18 protein-coding genes and 1 pseudogene are annotated in these 19,612 nt (G+C 64.6%); 8 read left to right on the top strand and 11 right to left on the bottom strand.

Annotated elements, in window-relative coordinates; genetic code table 11:
* Positions 1-12 precede the first annotated feature (12 nt).
* The 4 genes from denD to JN279_RS11455 all read right to left on the bottom strand — a co-directional run bounded on the left by denD (position 13) and on the right by JN279_RS11455 (position 3,007).
* Positions 13-990 carry a D-erythronate dehydrogenase gene (gene denD / locus JN279_RS11470; protein ID WP_202352806.1) on the bottom strand — a complete coding sequence of 326 codons (978 nt, stop codon included), beginning with the start codon at positions 988-990 and terminating at the stop codon, positions 13-15.
* 12 nt (positions 991-1,002) lie between these two features.
* Positions 1,003-1,215 (bottom strand): hypothetical protein, encoded by a 213-nt coding sequence (locus JN279_RS11465; protein ID WP_096449891.1) that lies wholly within the window; start codon positions 1,213-1,215, stop codon positions 1,003-1,005.
* A gap of 89 nt (positions 1,216-1,304) precedes the next feature.
* Complete coding sequence (locus JN279_RS11460) at positions 1,305-2,288, bottom strand: cation diffusion facilitator family transporter (protein ID WP_096449893.1); 984 nt, start codon at positions 2,286-2,288, stop codon at positions 1,305-1,307.
* Positions 2,289-2,320: 32 nt separating this feature from the next.
* Complete coding sequence (locus JN279_RS11455) at positions 2,321-3,007, bottom strand: GNAT family N-acetyltransferase (protein WP_096457841.1); 687 nt, start codon at positions 3,005-3,007, stop codon at positions 2,321-2,323.
* Positions 3,008-3,090: 83 nt separating this feature from the next.
* Here JN279_RS11455 and JN279_RS11450 point away from each other — a divergent pair, with 83 nt between their 5' ends.
* Together JN279_RS11450 and JN279_RS11445 are read left to right on the top strand one after the other, a co-directional pair.
* Positions 3,091-4,275 (top strand): pyridoxal phosphate-dependent aminotransferase, encoded by a 1,185-nt coding sequence (locus tag JN279_RS11450; protein ID WP_202352805.1) that lies wholly within the window; start codon positions 3,091-3,093, stop codon positions 4,273-4,275.
* A 153-nt stretch (positions 4,276-4,428) separates the two neighbouring features.
* Positions 4,429-4,803, top strand: a complete 375-nt coding sequence (locus JN279_RS11445; RefSeq protein ID WP_096449896.1) for a YciI family protein — start codon at positions 4,429-4,431, stop codon at positions 4,801-4,803.
* Positions 4,804-4,833: 30 nt separating this feature from the next.
* Here the strand turns inward: JN279_RS11445 and JN279_RS11440 are convergent, their stop codons facing one another.
* The 3 genes from JN279_RS11440 to trhO form a co-directional block, all read right to left on the bottom strand.
* Positions 4,834-5,589, bottom strand: a complete 756-nt coding sequence (locus JN279_RS11440) for an SDR family oxidoreductase (RefSeq protein ID WP_096449898.1) — start codon at positions 5,587-5,589, stop codon at positions 4,834-4,836.
* A gap of 275 nt (positions 5,590-5,864) precedes the next feature.
* Complete coding sequence (locus JN279_RS11435) at positions 5,865-6,602, bottom strand: tellurite resistance TerB family protein (RefSeq protein ID WP_202352804.1); 738 nt, start codon at positions 6,600-6,602, stop codon at positions 5,865-5,867.
* A 118-nt stretch (positions 6,603-6,720) separates the two neighbouring features.
* Positions 6,721-7,650, bottom strand: coding sequence for an oxygen-dependent tRNA uridine(34) hydroxylase TrhO (gene trhO, locus JN279_RS11430; RefSeq protein ID WP_202352803.1), 930 nt, complete (start codon positions 7,648-7,650; stop codon positions 6,721-6,723).
* Between the two features lie 189 nt (positions 7,651-7,839).
* Between trhO and JN279_RS11425 the strand changes: the two genes are divergently transcribed.
* Positions 7,840-8,478, top strand: a complete 639-nt coding sequence (locus tag JN279_RS11425; protein ID WP_202352802.1) for a 2-dehydro-3-deoxy-phosphogluconate aldolase — start codon at positions 7,840-7,842, stop codon at positions 8,476-8,478.
* A gap of 12 nt (positions 8,479-8,490) precedes the next feature.
* Here JN279_RS11425 and JN279_RS11420 read toward each other — a convergent pair.
* A pseudogene (locus JN279_RS11420) lies at positions 8,491-9,236 on the bottom strand (SDR family oxidoreductase).
* Between the two features lie 131 nt (positions 9,237-9,367).
* Between JN279_RS11420 and JN279_RS11415 the strand changes: the two are divergent.
* Complete coding sequence (locus JN279_RS11415) at positions 9,368-10,261, top strand: AraC family transcriptional regulator (RefSeq protein WP_202352801.1); 894 nt, start codon at positions 9,368-9,370, stop codon at positions 10,259-10,261.
* 102 nt (positions 10,262-10,363) lie between these two features.
* Here the strand turns inward: JN279_RS11415 and JN279_RS11410 are convergent, their stop codons facing one another.
* The 3 genes from JN279_RS11410 to JN279_RS11400 form a co-directional block, all read right to left on the bottom strand.
* Entirely contained in the window at positions 10,364-10,540 is a 177-nt protein-coding gene (locus JN279_RS11410) for a hypothetical protein (protein ID WP_202352800.1), read from the bottom strand.
* A 176-nt stretch (positions 10,541-10,716) separates the two neighbouring features.
* Positions 10,717-12,549, bottom strand: a complete 1,833-nt coding sequence (locus tag JN279_RS11405; protein ID WP_202352799.1) for a DUF882 domain-containing protein — start codon at positions 12,547-12,549, stop codon at positions 10,717-10,719.
* Positions 12,550-12,947: 398 nt separating this feature from the next.
* Positions 12,948-14,483, bottom strand: a complete 1,536-nt coding sequence (locus tag JN279_RS11400; protein ID WP_202352798.1) for a sigma-54-dependent transcriptional regulator — start codon at positions 14,481-14,483, stop codon at positions 12,948-12,950.
* Positions 14,484-14,641: 158 nt separating this feature from the next.
* On the opposite strand from JN279_RS11400, the gene JN279_RS11395 reads away from it, so the two are divergent.
* The 4 genes from JN279_RS11395 to JN279_RS11380 all read left to right on the top strand — a co-directional run bounded on the left by JN279_RS11395 (position 14,642) and on the right by JN279_RS11380 (position 19,603).
* Positions 14,642-16,480 (top strand): M3 family oligoendopeptidase, encoded by a 1,839-nt coding sequence (locus JN279_RS11395; protein ID WP_202352797.1) that lies wholly within the window; start codon positions 14,642-14,644, stop codon positions 16,478-16,480.
* 361 nt (positions 16,481-16,841) lie between these two features.
* A complete protein-coding gene (locus JN279_RS11390; RefSeq protein ID WP_202352796.1) occupies positions 16,842-17,651 on the top strand; it encodes a proton-conducting membrane transporter in 810 nt (269 codons plus the stop codon).
* A gap of 183 nt (positions 17,652-17,834) precedes the next feature.
* Positions 17,835-18,992 carry an aminodeoxychorismate synthase component I gene (locus tag JN279_RS11385; RefSeq protein ID WP_446720417.1) on the top strand — a complete coding sequence of 386 codons (1,158 nt, stop codon included), beginning with the start codon at positions 17,835-17,837 and terminating at the stop codon, positions 18,990-18,992.
* Entirely contained in the window at positions 18,941-19,603 is a 663-nt protein-coding gene (locus JN279_RS11380; RefSeq protein WP_202352794.1) for an aminotransferase class IV family protein, read from the top strand. The genes JN279_RS11385 and JN279_RS11380 overlap by 52 nt, the downstream gene beginning before the upstream one ends.
* Positions 19,604-19,612: the final 9 nt, after the last annotated feature.

Below are 19,612 nucleotides of genomic sequence, written 5' to 3'. Positions count from 1 at the left end.
CGGCAGCAGATTTCAAACGCCATCCTTGCCGCCTAGTTCATCCTCGATATGCGCGCGGATGATCTCGTCAAAGCTTCTCTCGGCGCTGAAGCCGAGCTCCCTCGACCGCCGCGCCTCGAACCGGGTCGGCCAACCCTTGACGATCGCCCAGATTGTCTCGTCCGGCTCCTCGCGGATCAGCTTCACCACTTTCGGCCCGGCGATGCGCTCCAGCGCTTCGATCTGCTCGCCGACGGTGACGGCGACGCCGGGCATCGTCAGGTTGCGGCGCGGACCGACGGCAGCACCGTCGATCCCGGCCGCATGGATCAGGAAATTCACCGCCGAGCGCGGGCTGGCATGGGTGTGCACGACCGAGCGCGGCACCGGCAGGATCGCTTCTTGCCCGCTCAATGGCTCGCGGATGATGCCGGAGAAGAAGCCGGAGGCCGCCTTGTTCGGCTTGCCGGGCCGCACGCAGATCGTCGGCAGGCGGATGCCGATGCCGTCGAAGAAGCCGCGCCTGGAATAATCGGCGAGCAGCGCCTCGCTCATCTGCTTCTGCGTGCCGTAGGAGGTCAGCGGCGTCGGATGGAACTCGTCCGGGATGACGTCCGGGAACGGCGCGCCGAACACGGCGATCGACGAGGTGAAGACGACGCGCGGCGCAAAGCCCGCCAGTCGAATGGCATCGAACAGGGCGAGGGTACCGTCGAGATTGACGCGGTAGCCGAGTTCGAAATTGGCTTCCGCCTCGCCCGACACGATACCCGCGAGATGGAAGACGACATCCGGCCGCGACGCGACCAGGCTTTCGGCGGCACCTGCCTCGGCAAGGTCGCCGGTATGGGTGTTGATGCTGACGCCGTCCATGGCCGGGGCCTGCGGCGGCACGATGTCGTGCAGATCGAGCGCGGTGATCTTTTCGCCGCGCAACGTGCCGTCCTTGGCCAGCCGGGCGATGAGCTTGCGGCCAACCATGCCTGCGGCGCCAGTGATCAGAATGCGCATGTCAGATATCCCTTACTTGCCCTGATTTTTGCGCTGGCTGCGCGCACGCAGCCAGAACACGAGGAAAAACGCCAGCACGAAGACAATGCCGAAGATGCCGGCGAGCACGGTCGAAAAACTGCCGAGTGCCAGCATCACCGTCGGCAGATAGAAAGCGGCAATGCCGAACAGCAGCATGATCCAGACCGCCGCGATGGCCGCATTGCGCGTGTCACGGTCCATCATGCCGCACCGGAGCGGCGGTCGTTCGTCGGGCTGGGTTTCAAAGCTGGAGAACTCCTGAGGCAGGTCCGATCAATGGTCATCAATCGGGCCTAGTGATGGTGGCTGTGATGCGCGGCCGCATCGTGCTCATGCTCGTGATCGTGCTCGTCACCGTCATCGGCGCATTGGCCGAATTCCGGTTCCACGGTGGCATGGCTGATGCCGTGCTCGCTGGCAAGCCGCTTCTTGATGGAGCTGACCGCCTGATACGCATCGACGCCCTCATCGAGGCAGGCATGCAGCGTCGCCATATTGCTTGACCCATCTAGCGACCAGACATGCATGTGGTGCACTTCGCGCACGCCCGCGATCGTCGTTTCCAGGTCCTTGGCAACCAGATCCCGGTCGAGGCTTGGCGGCACGCCCTCGAGCAGCACATGGGCGGCGGCGCGCATCAGCGACCAGGCCGTCGACAGGATCAGCAGCGAGACCAGCACCGACAGGATCGGGTCGATCGGCGTCCAGCCGGTCGCCAGAATAACCACTGCGGCCACGATCGCCGCCGCCGAGCCAAGCAGATCACCCAACACATGCAGGATGGCGCCGCGCATGTTGAGGCTCTCGCGGTCGCCGCCATGCAGCACCAGGAAGGAGCCGATATTGACCAGCAGGCCGAGGATCGCCACCACCAGCATTGGTCCGCCCAGCACCGGCGTCGGCGTGAGCAGGCGCCCCCAGGCCTCGTAGACGATCCACAGCGCTATGACGAAGATGGCGATGCCGTTGGTGTAGGCCACCAGTGTCTTGACCCGGCCGAAACCGTAGGTGAGCTGGCCGGTCGCCGGACGCCCGGCAAGATGGAAGGCATACCAGGCAAGGCCGAGCGCGATGGCGTCGGCGAGCATATGACCGGCGTCGGCCAGCAGCGCCAGCGATCCGGTGAAGAGGCCGCCAAGCGCTTCCGCCACCATGAAGCCCGCCGTCAGGCAGGCGGCGATCAGCACGCGTTTCTTGTCGGTCGAACCATGCACATGGCCGGCGCCGTGATCGTGCCCATCGTGGTCATGCCCGCTATGGTCGTGGGTGTCCGCCAATGGCAGCTCCTGTCATGCGCCCCAAGCCGGACTTAAGCGCCGAATTCCGCGCGACAATCCTCGAGCCGTCGCTTCTGCTGACCGGCGTCGTCGAAATTGGCCGGGTCGAGCCACGCTTCATAGGCCTTGCGCAGGGCCGGCCATTCCTTGTCGATGATCGAATACCATGCGGTGTCGCGGTTTTCACCCTTGACGATCAGGTGCTGGCGGAAAATGCCCTCGAACTTGAAGCCGAACCGTTCGGCGGCCCGCTTCGACGGCTCGTTGCGGTTGTTGCATTTCCATTCGTAGCGGCGGTAGCCGAGTTCGTCGAAGATGTATTTCATGAACAGGAACTGCGCTTCCGTCGCCGCCGGCTTGCGCGAGATGAGCGGCCCCCAATAGATGTTGCCGATCTCGATGACGCCGTAAGCGGGATCGATGCGCATCAGGGTCTGGCGCCCGGCGACCTTGCCGCTGGCCTTGTCGATGATGGCGAAGAACAGCGGATCCTCGCTGGCCTCGACCTTGTCCAGCCATGGCTGGAAGGCGGCGCGGGTTTCCGGCGGATAGTCGGGCAGCCAGGCGAAGCGGCCCCCGACATCGGACACGGAAGACGCCTCATAGAGCCCGTCACCGTGCTTTGCGGCGCTCAGCGGTTCAAGCCTGACATAGCGGCCGTCGATCGCCTTGCGCTCCGGACGCGGACGTGGCTGCCAATTCGCGAGATTTTCCGACACCAAACACTCCAATCCGTTTGACTTTTGCGGGCCGAAGCTCACAAAAACGCAACCCCACAGTAAGAACCACACGGACGGGAAAAATGCTCCACACGATTTCGGCCTTCGACCGTCTCGGCGAGGAAAATGCCTTCGCGGTGCTGGCGCGGGCGACGGTGCTCGCCCAACAGGGCCGCGACATCGTCAATCTCGGCATCGGCCAACCCGACTTCAAGACACCGCAGCACATCGTCGAGGCGGCGATCAAGGCGCTGCGTGACGGCCACCATGGCTACACGCCGGCCAACGGGCTGCTGGCAACGCGCGAGGCGGTGGTGCGGCGCACGCTGACCACCACCGGCGTCGAAGTGTCGCCCGAGACAGTGATGATCCTGCCCGGCGGCAAGCCGACCATGTTCGCGGCGATCCTGATGTTCGGCGAACCCGGCGCCGAGATCCTCTATCCCGATCCCGGCTTCCCGATCTACCGTTCGATGATCGAGTTTACTGGCGCGGCACCCATCCCCGTGCCGATGCGCGAGGAGAACGGCTTTGCCTTCTCGGCCGAGGAGACGCTGGCGCTGATCACCTCGAAGACCAGGCTGCTGATCCTCAACTCGCCGGCCAATCCAACCGGCGGTGTCACGCCGCGCGCCGAGATCGAAAAGCTGGTCAAGGGGCTGGAGAAGCACCCTGATGTCGCGATCCTCTCCGACGAGATCTACGACGTCATGACCTATGACGGCGAGACGCATTGCTCGCTGCTCGGCTATCCCGAGATCCGCGACCGGCTGATCGTGCTCAATGGCTGGTCCAAGACCTGGGCGATGACCGGCTGGCGCATGGGCTGGTCGATCTGGCCGAACGGCGACAAGAGCGCCCATCTCTACGACAAGGTGCGCAAGCTGGCGGTCAATTGCTGGTCCTGCGTCAACGCGCCGAGCCAGTTCGCCGGCATCGCCGCCATCGACGGACCGCAGAACGACGTCGACACGATGATGCGCGCCTTCGACCGCCGCAGGAAGGTCGTGGTCGAGGGGCTGAACGCCTTGCCAAACATTTCCTGCATCACGCCCAAGGGCGCATTCTACGCCTTCCCCAACGTGTCGAAGACCGGCTGGAAGGCAAAGAAGCTGGCCTCGGCGCTGCTCGACGACGCCGGCGTGGCGCTGATCGGCGGCCCCGATTTCGGCATTCTCGGCGAAGGCTATGTCAGGCTCTCCTACGCCAATTCCGAGGAGAATATCTTGCGCGCGCTGGAGCGGATCGGGGCGTTCCTGGCCAAGTAGACCTCAAAGCAGGCCGGAGCCATTTTCGGATGGCTTGCGGCCGGCCCCGCCATGTCGATGTCATGATCCGTCCGGAGGATCACGGCCAAGACTGTGCGTCTATGTCGGGAACGGTTACGGTCCTGAGATCAGGATCGAACCGGGATGCCCTAGATGTTTTATGCAATCCTTGCCTATCACGTGGAAGATGCGATCAAGGCGCTGACGCCGCAGGAAGATGCGGCGCTGATGGCCGAGCTGCTCAAGATCAACACAAGGCTTCACGAGGCAGGTACGCTTGGACCGTCCGCGCGTCTGGGAGCGACGCAGGATGCCTTTACCTTGCGCGGCCCGGGCGAAGGCACGATCATCGACGGTCCTTTCGCTGAGACCAAGGAACAATTGCTTGGCCTCTACGTCGTCGACTGCGCCACAAAAGACGAGGCCATCGCCATCGCCCGCGACCTTCGCCGCGTCAATCCGACCGCGGTCTACGAGATCAGGCCCATCCTGCTGTTCAAGCCCGGTGTGCCGCTGGCTGGCAAATGAGCCGGCGGCAGCCCTGCCCGCGTCCGCTGCTCACCCACGCCCGACGAACGGCATCTTGGTCGCCATCACGGTCATGAACAGCACATTGGCGTCAAGCGGCAGGCTGGCCATGTGGACGACGGCATCGGCGACGTGCTGGACATCCATCACCGCTTCGGCGGCGATGGAGCCGTTGGCCTGCGGCACGCCGACGGTCATCGGCTGCGCCATGTCGGTCAGTGCGTTGCCGATGTCGATCTGGCCGCAGGCGATGTCATAGGGCCGGCCGTCGAGCGCCAGCGTCTTGGTCAGCCCCGTAATGGCATGCTTGGTCGCCGTATAGGGCACCGAGCCCGGGCGCGGCGCATAGGCCGACACCGAGCCGTTGTTGATGATGCGGCCGCCCATCGGCCGCTGCTTGCGCATGGCGCCGAAGGCAGCGCGGGCGCACAGGAACGAACCGGTGAGATTGACGCCGACGATATCGTTCCACACCTCGACGGGAATCTCGTCGATCGGCGTCGACTTGTACCCCATGCCGGCATTGTTGAAGAGCAGGTCGACGCGGCCGAAGGCTTCCGCCACCGTCTCGAACAGATCGTCGACCTCACCGGCCTTGCTGATGTCGCAGGCGACCGCCAATGCCTTGGCCTCGGTCCGGCCGGCCTCGGCGACCGCGGCGTCCAGCACCGATTTGCGGCGGCCGCAGAACACCGTATTCCAGCCGGCCTTAAGCAGCGCCGTGGCAACGCTCTTGCCGATACCCGTGCCGGCGCCGGTGACGATGGCGGTTCTTTGCTCGGTCATGGCAGATATCCTCCGGCAGCGCCGCGCGTGCCTGACTGATTTTCAGGATTTGGCTCGGCAGAAGGCATCGCAAATGACGGCAGCGATGGCAAGCTTAGTGGAATCTGGTTTTCGGAGAAAGCCCAGCAAGGGCCGACAAAAAGGGCGGTCATTGGCGACCGCCCTGATCTGAACCGGGCTTGGGAGGAGGAAAAGCCGATCCGACTGTGTAGAATCATGCGCTTCCTGAGTTAACGAAAGGTTAACGCGGGAAAGACGGCCTGTCCCGATCTGACCTACCAGCGCGGGTTGGGCGAGGTCCCTGCCTTGGTTGGCCCCTTGGCCGCAGAAACCGTCGCCTCGACATGGTCGACCAGCGCATCCGGCAGGCCAAGCCGGCCGGCCAGCAGGTCGAGATAGCCGCGCTCGGCGCGCGTGTCGGGATCGATGGTGAGGCGCGAGGCCGTATAGAGTTCGAGCTTCTGCGCGTCGGTCTTGGCGCCCGCCACCAGCGTGTCGAGATCGAGCGGGCTTTCCAGCTCGGCCATCAGGAATTTCTCGGCATCGGTATCGATCCCCGACACGCTGAGCTTGCCGGCGATCTTCTTGCGTTCCTCGTCATCGATATGACCGTCGGCCTTGGCCGCCGAGATCATCGCCCGCACCAGGGTCAGCGTGAACTCGTCCTCGCCCTGCGGCGCCTGCGACGGGTGGAAGGCGGTGTCCTTGGGCGGCGGCAGCAATTCCGGTTCGCCGGCGGCGGGCGCCTGCTCCGGTGCATTGCCGGCCTTGTAGTTCTGGTAGGCCTTGTAGGCGAGGCCGCCGATCGCGGCCAGCCCACCGAGCTTCACCGCGGCACCGGTCACTTCGCGGCCGGCACCTGTTCCAAGCAGCACTGCCGCAAGCGCGCCGGCGGCCAGCGGGTTGTCCTTGGCCATCTGCACCGCTTGTCCAGCCTTGTCGCGGACGGTGCCGCTGGTGCCGGGAATTTGCGAGCCGAGCAGATCGTCGAGAAGCTTCTTGGGATCGAACATTCAGTGCCTCCAGCTTTTGCCCGGCCGAACGGGCAGGTTTCGAACGCCGAAGACGTAGGTCCCGAAACCTGACATTGCAATGACAGGCCGCCGCTTTGCGGGAGCTCAGAGCCTTCGATCAGGATCCGATATGCGGCCCCTTGCCCCGCGCTTGCGCGAGCTCGACCTGCCGCTGACGCTCGGCATAGCGCTGACGGTCTTCGTCGCTACGAGCGTCGAAACAATGCGGGCAAGAGACGCCGGCGGCATACTTAGGCGACGCCAACTCGCTTGCCGTCAGCGGATGGCGGCAGGCACGACAGAGTTGCGCGTCACCCTCAGCGAGGCCATGCGACACCGAAACCCGCTCGTCGAACACGAAGCACTCACCTTGCCACAGGCTCTGTTCGGCCGGAACCTCTTCGAGATATTTGAGAATGCCGCCCTTGAGATGGAACACGTCCTCGAAACCGAGCGACTTCACGTAGGCAGTCGCCTTTTCGCAGCGAATGCCGCCGGTGCAGAACATCGCCACCTTGCGGCCTTCGAGTTCCGCCCGGTGCGCTTCCACCCAGGCCGGGAATTCGCGAAAGCTCGCTGTCGCCGGATCGACCGCGCCCTTGAAGGTGCCGATCGAAACCTCGTAGGCATTGCGCGTGTCGATGACGATCGTGTCGGGCTGCGAAATCAGCGCGTTCCAGGCGGCGGGCACGACATAGGTGCCGGCACTCGCCACCGGGTCGATATCTTCGACACCCATGGTGACGATCTCACGCTTCAGCCGCACCTTCATGCGGTGGAACGGCATATCCGCGGCACTGCTGTATTTGACCTCCAGGCCGGTCAGCCCGTCGATAGCCTCGATATAATCGATGAGCTCGGCGATCGCGGCTTCGCTGCCGGCGACGGTGCCGTTGATGCCTTCATGCGCCAGAAGCAGCGTGCCCTTGATGCCGCGTCCGCAGCAGAAGGCCGCGAGCGGCGCGCGCAATTCGTCAAAGGCATCGAGTCGGGCAAACCGGTAGAGCGCGGCGACGCGGACAGGCTGGGATGGAGCGAACGGTGTCATTGTCAGAGCAACTAGACGCTCGTAAAAGCCGATTCAAGGCGAAACGGAGTTTGTGGCCTGTCATGGCGCTGTCGGGGAAGAGCCCGTAAGCTGTCCGACGGCGCGTGACATCGCGACACGCCTGGTTTCGTGGACAGGCAAACACCCGTCTGCTAATCGGTTGAAATCCCCCTTGGTATGGAGAGACAGATGCCCAGCAAGACCGAAAAACTCCTGTCGCTCCTCAATGGCCAGCCGGTCATCCCGGTGCTGAAGATCACCGATGTCGCCAATGCGGTGCCGCTGGCCCGTGCCCTGGCACGCGGCGGCCTGCCGGCGATCGAGATCACGCTGCGAACCGCCGATGCGTTGGAAGCGATCCGTCGCGTGGCGGCCGAGGTCGAGGAAGCCATTGTCGGCGCCGGCACCATTCTGGACAGCAAACAGTTCGATGACGCAGCTAGCGCCGGCTCGCGCTTCATCGTCAGCCCCGGCATCACGCGCGAGCTGTTGGCGGCCGCCGCCGACAGCGAGGTTCCGCTGCTGCCCGGCGCCATCACCCCCGGCGAGATCATGGCCGCGCGCGAGGCGGGCCTGCGCTTCCTGAAATTCTTCCCGGCCGAGCAGTCCGGCGGCATCGCCTCGCTGAAGGCCTTCGCCTCGCCGCTGGCCGACGTCAAATTCTGCCCGACCGGCGGCATCACCGGCAAGAACGCCGCCGACTACCTCAACCTGCCCAACGTCATCTGCGTCGGCGGCTCCTGGGTCGCGCCCGACGACATGGTCAAGGCCGGCAAGTGGGACGAGATCGAAGCACTCGCCCGCGCTGCCAGCCAGCTCCGGAAATAATCCGTCCTTCGCTCACCAGGGCAACGGACCGTTTTCATCGAAATAGCCGCCGGTGGGGCCGCCGGCCTTGAGCGTCGCCAGCTTATGATCCCGGCGGCCTGCTGCACCGTACGGCCGCCTCTGTGCGCATTGAGATCCGTCGCGGTGTAGCCGGGAGCGGCGGCGTTGACCATGATGCCGCGCGGCGCGAGCTCCCGGGCGAAGGCCACGGTGATCGCATTGAGCGCTGTCTTCGAGCTTCCATAACCCATGACATTGGGCGACTGGCTGTTGCCGGCGGCACGCGCGATCGAGCCGAGGTTGCTGCTGACCATGACGATGCGGGCGGCCGGCGATGCCAGCAGCAGCGGCAGGAATGCCTGGGTGACGCGAACCGGGCCGAAGACGTTAACGTCATAGGTGGCCTTCATATCGGTGACATTCTCGCGGCTCGGCGGCCGTTCGTAGCGGCCGTCGGGTCCGAGCGCGTCGACATAGCCAGGCGCGATGCCGGCATTGTTGACCAGCACGTCGAGGCTGGATAGCTGCGCCGTGAGGGTTTTGGTCGCGGCCGCCACGCTGTCGTCGCTGGCGACGTCAAGCGCGAGCCATTCGATGTCGAGCCCTTCGTCTCGCAACGCCTTGGCCGCTGCCTCCCCGCGCTCGGCATCGCGAGCGCCAAGCCAGACCTTGAACCCCATGGCTGCCAGCCGTCGAGCGGTTTCGAGGCCGATGCCCTTGTTGGCGCCGGTGACCAGCGCATTCGCTTTCGTCGTCATGTCCATGATCTCCTTCTTGGTGACCTGGACATGACGTGCGTCGGCCGATTTCGCGCGCCGGATACTCGCGTCCTCTTGCCTAATCCTCTCAACCGGTTGCGCGGGGTGCATGGATCGGCAATGCTGAAGACATGGAAGAAGCCCTGCAGGAATTGATCGCCATCGCCGGCCGCCATGCGCAGGGGCGGCGCACCAAAACGGCCATCCCGCGCGTCACCATCGGCCGCAGCGAGGTTCCAACCCCGCCGCTGCCCGAGCTTTGCCAACCGACGGCGCTGTTCGTGCTGCAGGGGACCAAGACGGTACTGATCGGCGACCGCACGCTTCGCTATGGCCCCGGCAGCTATTTCGTCTATGCGGTGGAGACGCCCGCCACCAGCCAGCTGATCGAGGCGAGCAGCGCCCGTCCTTACATGGCCATCGCCTTCGCCCTCGATATCGAGCTGATCGCCAGCCTGCTTATCGACCACAGACCGGCGGTCGACGGCGACAGCTTCGTGACCAATCGGGTCGATGACGATCTGCTCGATGCATGGCGCCGCATGCTGCGGCTGCTCGACCGGCCAGCCGAGATCCCCGTGCTCGCGCCGATGCTCGAACGCGAGATCGCATTCCGCCTGTTGCAGGGCCCGCAAGGCGCGAAGCTGCGCCAGCTTGCGCACGCTGACGGCCGCTTGTCACAGATCCGCCGCGCCACCGCCTGGATACGATCGCACTACAACGAGCCTATCGATGTGACGGAACTGGCCGCGCTCGCGCATATGAGCAACGCTTCGTTTCACCGCCACTTCAAGGCGGCGACCGCCATGAGCCCGATCCAGTATCAGAAGCAGGTTCGTCTGCTGGAGGCACGTCATCTGCTGATCGCGGAGCCGGGCAGCGCCACGCGCGTCGCCTTTGCCGTCGGCTATGAAAGCGCATCCCAGTTCAGCCGGGAATATGCGCGTCATTTCGGATTGCCGCCGGCGCGTGACGCCGCACGGCTCCTGGCCAGGGGCGAAGCAGCCACGCTGGAAATCGACTGAAGCTCGGAACCAGACGTAGCGCGGCGTCAGCTGGCACATAAAAAGCCCGGCCGACTCTCGCCGACCGGGCCAATTTCCGGATCCTGTCAGTTCCGGATCGTGTCAGCGGCAGACCTTGACCTTCTCGACCACCCGGTGATGGTGAACCCAATGCGTGACCAGCTTGGTCCTGCAGTGATGTCTGCCATCCTTGATAATCAAGGTTTCGGCTTGCGATGGAGCGATCCCGGTCGATGCTGCAACCAATGCCAGAACCGATGCCAGTAGAATCTTCTTCATGAATTTCCCCAGGTTGGAACGTACGCACGCTAACCCGGAAATGCGGGAGCCGTTCCGGCCTCACGAGAAGTTCAGCCGCGTGTGATCCGCAGCATCGGGACATCGCATCGTTGCCCTGAACAGCAAAAAGCCGCGCCGGTTGCCCTGCACGGCTTCTGCTTTATCTGGCCAGCCGGCTACTTCGTCTGGAAGCGGGCGACCGACAGGAACTTGACGGCGTTGCCGGTGAAGCGGCTGGGGTCTGGCGCCTGGGCGTCGGTCTGGAAGCCGGCCGTATACACCTCGCTCGGCGGCGTATGCACGATATTGTAGGCGTAGCCCGGCGCCGTCGTCGCGCTCGAAACGGTGGCGACATTATCGCCGCTGGTCAGCGCCCAGCGGGCGGCCTGGGGTGCCGCCGCCACCACCATGGCCCTTGGGCCGGGCTTCTGGTCGCGGGCGGTGGCCCTGGCTTCCTTGCGGGTCGTCTTCACGCCGGCGCCGATCGCGGCGGCCGGATCGGAACCGGCCGGACGGGCGGCAACGGCCTGGCGCGGCGATGCGGCATCGACACCTGACGGGTCGTTGAAGGCCGAGCGCGGCTCTTCGGCCAGCGACGCAACCTTGTATTCGTCGGCATTGCCGACCTGCTTGTATTCGACGGCATTGCCGACCTGCGCGTTGGCCTCCTCGAGCACGGCCTTGACGGCGTCCGGCTTGGCCGGCTCGGGCCGTGCCGAGGGCAGCACCGAGAACGCGTCCGTCGCGGTCTTGCCCTGTTCGGCCGTATCCGCCAGCGCCATCAGCACATCCTTGCTGGGCGGCGGCGCGAGATCCGCCGGCAGCGTGTGTTCGGGACGCCATGTCGGCAAGGGGATATTGTTGACGGCAACCTGCGCCGGATCGGCGGCAGCCGCCGCCGCGAGCGCTGCGGGGTCAGCCTTGCTGAAAGGCATGTTTGCCGGCGCTTGCGCGGTCGCCACGGCCTGTTCGGTGGTCGTCGTCGCGTCCGCCATGGCGAACGGAACATTCTCAGGCTGCGCGCCGACATCGACCTTCGGCCGCGGCGCGAAATCGGGCAGCGGAATCTCCTTGGCCGGCAGCGCTGCGATGATCGTCTCCGGCGTATCCTTTTCAGGCTCCGGAGCCTGCTCGTCGGCAATCTGCGGAATGTTGGCGCGCTGCGCTTTCTCCGGCGCCACGATGGCGATGCCCGGCAGGTTGCTGCTCTTGGCGGTCGCGGCCGGCTTCAGGTTTCGAGCCTTGGGCGCGGGCTCGGCCGAAGCGGTCTCGACATCCGCGCTGTCGTCGGCTTCATCGGAGCCGCCGCCGAAGAGAGCAGACAGGAACCCACCCGACTTCTTACCGCCGCCGACACTGGCCATCTCGACATTGGGCGTGCCCGAACCCTTGCGGGCCTTGTAGGAGGCGAGCGCCTGTTCATATCCGGGCAGCGGCCGGCCGTCGCTCGGCACATGCAGCGTCTTGCCATTGGGGAACAGGCTGACCAGTTCCTGGCGGCTGATACCGGGCCAGTGGCGGACATTGCCGACATCCATATGCACGAAAGGCGAACCGGAGGTCGGATAGTAGCCGACGCCACCGCCCTGCATCTTCAGGCCGATGTTGCGCAGCTTCTTCAGCGGCACGCCGGGAATATAGAAATCCATCGCCTTGCCGAGCATATGCTGGCTCTTCTCGGCGACACCCCGGCTGCGGCTGCGCAGCATCGAGTTCGTCGCCGGCGAACGGTAGCCGCAGACAACCTGGATATAGTCGGTGGCGCCGCTTTCGCGATAGGCCTCCCAGACCAGGTCCAGCAGGCGCGGATCCATCTTGGTCGGCTCGTTGCGGCGCCAGTCGCGCAGGATGATGTTGATCTTGCGAAGGCCCTCGGGATCGTAGCGGCCATTGCGCTTGTAGACGATCTCCGCCTTCTCATGCGTGTGGAGGTGGTAGAGCTTCAGCGAACGAACTTCGGCCTGGGCGCAGGTGGCGGCCGCGGCAACAAAACCAAAAGCGACAATCATCGCTGCCAGCCATCTCGGCCAGACGCTCAAATGATCATGACGCCCGTTTCTGAGTCGTTCGATTCTGTTCAAATCAAAAGGCCTTGCAGGCTGCCGTTTGTCCCCGGATTTGCCCAAACGGATGTGTCGTTTTCACATCCGAATATCGATCCTAATGGTTAATCATCACTTATTGAAGCCGAAATGCGGTAACACCATGGCGATATCCCGTCAAAAATTGTTCACAAGATTTCTTGGTAAACCGCTGGTTTAGATCAGGATTCCGGCTTTGGCCGAACACGATCTGTTACCGTTAGCCTTAATGCGTGAACAGATCTGTCCACAGGCTTGCCATATTCCAGCCAAAACCCCGATACAGGGCCAAATCTAGCATGGCAAGCTGGTCCCGGCCTTGCGCCTCAGGAGGCGAGACGATCGACGCGGCCGGTTTCCGGGTCGATGCCGTATTCCTTGAGCTTGCGGTAAAGCGTCGAGCGGCCGATACCGAGGCGGCGAGCGACTTCGCTCATCTGGCCGTTGTAATGGTCGATGGCGAGCTTGATCATCTCGAGTTCGACATCGGCCAGTGCCCGCACGTTGCCGCGTTCGTCGAGCGCCCGCAGCGTTCCGAATCTCGGCTGGAGCACGGCCGGCCGATCCGGTTCGGCCGTCGAGGTGGAATCGCCGGCCGGAACCTCCTCATCGCGCGGTCCTGGAGGCGATGAAAAGTGCGGTGCTGTGTCGTCCGTTTCGAGATTGACGGTGCCTTCCACCTGCGCCCGGATCTGCGGGAAATCATCGACATCGAGCACGTCGCCGTCACACAGCACCGAGGCGCGGAAGACAGCGTTTTCGAGCTGCCTGATGTTGCCGGGCCAGTCATAGGCCTGCAGCACGGCAAGGGCTGCCGCCGAAATGCCTTGCAGGCGGTGGCGCGGGTCGGCGGGCGCCACCTTTTCCATGAAGTGCGTGACCAGATGCGGAATGTCGTCGCGGCGGTCGCGCAGCGGCGGCACGAAGATCGGATAGACGTTGAGCCGGTAGAACAGGTCCTCGCGGAACTTGCCGTCCTTGACCTGCTGCAAGAGGTTGCGGTGCGTCGCCGAGATCAGCCTGATGTCGACCCTGACGGTGGCACGGCCACCGACCGGATCGACCTCGCCGTCCTGCACGGCGCGCAACAGCTTGACCTGTACGTCGAGCGGCAGGTCGCCGATCTCGTCGAGGAACAGCGTGCCCGAATGCGCTTCGACGAACTTGCCGGTGTGCTTGTCGGTGGCGCCGGTGAACGAGCCCTTCTCGTGGCCGAACAGGATCGATTCGACCAGATTGTCGGGAATGGCGCCGCAATTGACGGTGACGAACGGTTTCGAGCGGCGGTCGCCGGTGCCCTGAATGGCGCGCGCCACCAGTTCCTTGCCGACGCCGGATTCGCCTTCGATCAGGATCGGGATGTTGGAGGCCGCCGCCTTCTGGCCAAGGCGGATCACCCTGTCCATGGCCGGACTGTGGGTGATCATATCCTTGAAGGTCAAAAGGCCGCCGCGCTTGCGCGACGTGCGCTTGACCTCGCCCTCGACCGCCTCGACCTTGAGCGCATTGGCGATCGACGCCTGCAGCCTGTCGGGCGACGCCGGCTTGACGACGAAATCGAAGGCGCCGTGGCGCATCGCCGACACCACTGTTTCGATGCCGCCCTGCGCGGTCTGCACGATGACCGGGACGGTGATGTCGCGTTCGCGCATCGCCTTCAGCACGCCGATGCCGTCGACACCAGGCATCACCAGGTCGAGGATGACCACCGAGACGTCGCGGGCGCCAGGCCCGTCGAGCACGTCGAGGCCGGCGGCACCGCCGTCGACGACGATTGCCGTGTGGCCGAAGCGTGTCACCGCCGCCTCGAGCAGCCGGCGCTGCACGGGATCGTCATCGACTATGAGTATGGAACCTGTCATGACTTTCTGAATCGCCCGCTCGAAATCCCCATGGATCATCTTGGCACAGGGTTCTAAATAAGGTTTCAAAAAACCCGGTGAACGAATTGCTTAGGATTTGACCGGCTCCTCTGTTCCCCCTTGAATTCTCTCTCCTTGATGCAAAAAAGGTATTGTCGATGCGCATGATGTTTGGTCGGCGGCTTGCGGCACCAGCGTCCGGTCAGGGCGCGGCCGAGCTTGGCGATCTGCCGGAATGGAACCTTGCCGACCTCTATGCCGGCATGGAAGCCCCGGAACTGAAGCGTGACATCGCAAAGGCCGCTGCCGACGCGATCGCTTTCGAGACCCGCTGGAAGGGCACGCTCGCCGCCGAGGCCGGGCGCGGCGGCACCGGCAGGCTTGGCGAGGCGCTGGTCGCCTACGAGGCGCTGGAGGAACTGATCGGCCGCATCGTCTCCTATGCCGGCCTGGTCTACGCCGGCAACACCGCCGACCCGCAGCGCGCCAAGCTCTATGGCGACATCCAGGAGAAGATGACCGACGCCAGTGCGCACCTTCTGTTCTTCGCGCTCGAACTGAACCTGATCGAGGACGCCGCGATAGAAAGCGCACTGGCCGCCGATTCCGCTTTCGGCCACTACCGGCCCTGGGTGCTCGACCTCAGAATGGACAAGCCATACCAGCTCGAGGACCGCGTCGAGCAGCTCTTCCACGAGAAGTCGATCACCGGACGCGGCGCCTGGAACCGCCTGTTCGACGAGACGATGACCGACCTTCGCTTCGACGTCGATGGCGAGGAATTGACGCTCGAGCCAGCCCTCAACCGCCTGCAGGATGCCGATGGCGAGGTGCGCCGCCGCGCCTCCGAGGCGCTGGCCGCGACCTTCCGCAAGAGCCTGCGCACCTTCACGCTGATCACCAACACGCTGGCCAAGGACAAGGAAATTTCCGACCGCTGGCGCGGCTTCGAGGACATCGCCGATTCCCGCCATCTCGCCAACCGTGTCGAGCGCGGCGTCGTCGATGCGCTCGCCACCGCCGTGCGCGAGGCCTATCCGCGCCTGTCGCATCGCTACTACGCGATGAAGGCGCGCTGGCTCGGCATGGACGTGATGAACCACTGGGACCGCAACGCGCCGTTGCCGGAGACACCGCAAGCGGTGATCGGCTGGGATGAGGCCAGGAACACGGTGCTGTCCGCCTACCAGCGCTTTTCGCCCGAGATGGCCGAGATCGCGCGCACCTTCTTCGACCGCAACTGGATCGACGCGCCGGTGCGCCCGGGCAAGTCGCCCGGCGCCTTTGCCCATCCGACCGTGCCGTCGGCCCACCCCTATGTGCTGCTCAATTACATGGGCAAGCCGCGCGACGTGATGACGCTGGCGCATGAGCTCGGCCACGGCGTGCATCAGGTGCTGGCCGCCGGCCAGGGCGCGCTGATGGCCTCGACGCCGCTGACGCTGGCCGAGACCGCTTCGGTCTTCGGCGAGATGCTGACCTTCCGCTCGCTGCTCGAACAGACCACCGACCGGCGCGAGCGCAAGGCCATGCTCGCCCAGAAGGTCGAGGACATGATCAACACGGTGGTTCGCCAGATCGCCTTCTACGAATTCGAGCGCAAGGTGCATGCCGAGCGCCGCAACGGCGAACTGACCTCCGACAGGCTCGGCCAGTTCTGGCTGGAAGTGCAGGCCGAAAGCCTCGGCCCCGCGATCAAATTGCGCGAGGGCTACGAAGTGTTCTGGACCTACATCCCGCACTTCATCCACTCGCCCTTCTATGTCTACGCCTATGCTTTCGGCGACTGCCTGGTGAACTCGCTCTACGCCGTCTACCAGAACGCCGAGCGCGGCTTCCAGGACAAGTATTTCGAGATGCTGCGCGCCGGCGGCACCAAGCATCATTCGCAGCTTCTGGCGCCCTTCGGCCTCGACGCCACCGATCCCGCCTTCTGGCAGATCGGGCTCGGCGTGATCAGTGGCCTGATCGACGAGTTGGAATCCCTCGACAGCTGAGAGGCCTCTCGCATGGACAGAACAGTTTAGCCGGAATGCATGTTGGGATCGCACTATTCTTGCGCTAAATATTTGTTCTTGAAGAACTCTGGGCAGAAGTTTTTCCCATAGCTTTCCACAAGCTCTATGATAGCCTTCGCTCCAAGCTCAGCCGGAGCGCATGCGGATCGGCGAGGGAAAATCTCAGCCGGCCGTGACGCTCAGGCGAACGCGACAACGGCGGTTGGCCACAGGCTGGAAAAGCCGATCGCCAATTGCTCGAACCAAAGCCGGCTGTTCTGCGAACCCGCGGAACTATCATCGAGTAGTCCATCGCCGAAGGTCATGACCCACGGCAGACGGATCTGACTGGAGAGAGACAATGGGCACTTTTTTCTACGTGGTCCTGGCGTTCCTGGTAGGCGTGTTGGTGGGCTGGTTCATCTGGGGTCGCCTGCGCGGTGAGCTCGACAGTCTGCGCGGCGACCTCGACCGCACCCGCAGCGAGCGCGACCGGCTGCGTGCCGACAGCGACCGGCTGACCGGCGAACTCAATGCATGCGGCAAGACCCGCGCCGACCTCGAACGCCAGTTGCGCGATGCCCAGGCATCCACGGGTAGCGGGGCAAAGGCGTCAAGCCAACCGCCGGCAGCCCTGGTGTCGACGCCGGCCGCGGCCAAATCCGCTCCGGCGGCGGCCAAGGCTGCGCCTGCCAAACCCGCTGCGAAGGCCGCGCCGGCGAAAGCCCCCGCCGCCAAACCCGCAGCGGCCAAACCGGCCGCGGCAAAGACAGCAGCTCCAGCCAAACCCGCCGCGAGCAAACCTGCAGCCTCCACCGCCTCGGCAGCCAAAAGCGCGGCCGCGCCCAAGCCGGCAGCCGCCAAGAAGGCCGCGCCGGCGGCAGCCAAGCCAGCGGCAGCCAAGCCAGCGGCAGCCAAGCCTGATAATCTTCGCCGGCTGATCGGCATCGGCCCGGTCAACGAGAAACTGCTCAAGGCGCAAGGCGTCACCAGTTTCGCCCAGATCGCGGCCTGGACGGCCGCCGACATCAAGCGGATCGAGGACGTGATGAACTTCGACGGCCGCATCGCGCGCGAACGCTGGATCGACCAGGCCAAGCTGCTCGCCGCCGGTGACGAGAAGGAATTCGCCAAGCAGTTTCCGACAGCCGGAACCGCCAGCAACACCTGAGCAGCGGAGGCGGGACAAATTACGACCGGCGGCGCGATAGTGCCGCCGGTTTGTTTTGCCGGCAAGGTCGGCTTACAGGTCTGCCCAAAAGGTCGGCCCAAAGGTCGGCTTTGAGGGGCAAGGTGCCGTTCCCTCGATTGCGCGCGAGCGGCCCCCCATATAGAGCGATCGACGGCTTCATCGATCCCGGTCCCCATGTCCCTGCCCGCCGCCATTTTCCGCAACGACGAAAGCGCGCGCCAGCTCGTGTTCGACCGGCCGGCCGACATCATCGTGGCGCATGAGGCCCGGGATTTCCGGCCGGCACTGGAGGCAGCGCAGGCCGCTCACGACGCCGGCAAGTGGCTTGCCGGCTATTTCTCCTATGAGGCCGGCTACCTGCTCGAACCGAAACTCGTTCCCTTGCTGCCGAAGGGACGTCGCGCGCCGCTGGTCTGCCTTGGTGTCTTCGATGCTCCGGCCGAAGAAGCGCTACCGCCGCGCAATGCGGCAACCCCGAACGGCCCGATCTTCGACGCACGGGCGACGTGGTCTTTCGATGACTATGAGAAACGCTTCTCGCGACTGCACCAGCACATCAGGCAGGGCGACTGCTACCAGGGCAATCTGACCTTTCCGGTGCGGGCGCAATGGTCCGGCGATCCGCTGGCCGCCTTCGACGCGCTGACCGAGCGCCAGCCGGTGAAGTATGGCGCGCTGGTGGCGCTGGGTGACCCGATCGTGCTGTCGCGCTCGCCCGAACTGTTCTTCGAGATCGACGCCGCCGGGATGATCGAGACGCATCCGATGAAGGGGACCGCGCCGCGCGGCGCGACCAAGGCCGAGGACGAGCGGCAGAAGACTTTCCTGCGCAATGACGAAAAGAACCAGGCCGAGAACCGGATGATCGTCGACCTCTTGCGCAACGATATCTCGCTGATCAGCGAGGTCGGCACACTGGAAGTGCCGGAACTGTTCCGCATCGAGAGCTACCCGACCGTCCACCAGATGGTGAGCGACGTCAGGGCGAAGCTGCTGCCGGGGCTCTCGATCCGCCAGGTCTTCGCGGCATTGTTTCCCTGCGGCTCGATCACTGGCGCGCCAAAAATCCGAGCCATGGAGATCCTGCACGATCTGGAGGGCACGCCGCGCGACGTCTATTGCGGCGCCATTGGCTGGATCGCACCCGGCGGCACGATGCGCTTTTCCGTGGCGATCCGCACCATCTCGCTCTTTGCCAGTGGCGAGGCCGTCTACAATGTCGGCGGCGGCATCGTCTTCGATTCGACGCCTGAGGAGGAGTATCAGGAGTGTCTGCTCAAAGCCCGCTTCGCGACGGGGACACCGCCGACTTCGAACTGATCGAGACCATGCGCTGGCAGCCAGAGACGGGCTTCCTGCGCTTCGATCGCCACCTTGCGCGCCTCTATGGCTCGGCGGCGGAACTCGGCTTTGCCTGCGATCCGCAGAGAGTGGGCGCCGTGCTGGGCAAGGCGGTCGACGGCGCCCAAACCGACATGCGCACGCGGCTCGCCTTGGCGCGCAACGGCGACGCAACGGCCTCGGCACAGCCCTACGAACCGCTCGCCGCCGACAAGGTCTGGATGCTGCGCCTGGCGCGGACGCGGCTCGATTCCGGCAACACGCTGTTGCGCCACAAGACCAGCCGGCGCCAGCTCTACACGCATGCCCGTTCCGAATATCTCGTCACCCAGGCCGACGAGGTGCTGCTGGCCAATGAGCGCGGTGAAATCTGCGAAGGCACCATCACCAATGTGTTCGCCGATTTCGGCAACGGCGTGCTGGCAACGCCCCGGCTCGATTGCGGCCTGCTGCCTGGCGTATTGCGCGCCGAGCTTCTGGATGAAGGCCGGGCGCAAGAAGCGATCTACAGCTACGACGATCTGAAGTCGGCCAAGGCGCTCTTTGTCGGCAATTCGCTGCGCGGCCTGATTCCCGCAAGGCTGGTATGACCAGGAGAA

Origin of the sequence: Mesorhizobium sp. 113-1-2 (genome assembly GCF_016756475.1) — a bacterium.
Classification (GTDB): Bacteria; Pseudomonadota; Alphaproteobacteria; order Rhizobiales; family Rhizobiaceae; genus Mesorhizobium; species Mesorhizobium loti_C.
This window is presented reverse-complemented; position numbering and strand designations above follow the sequence as displayed.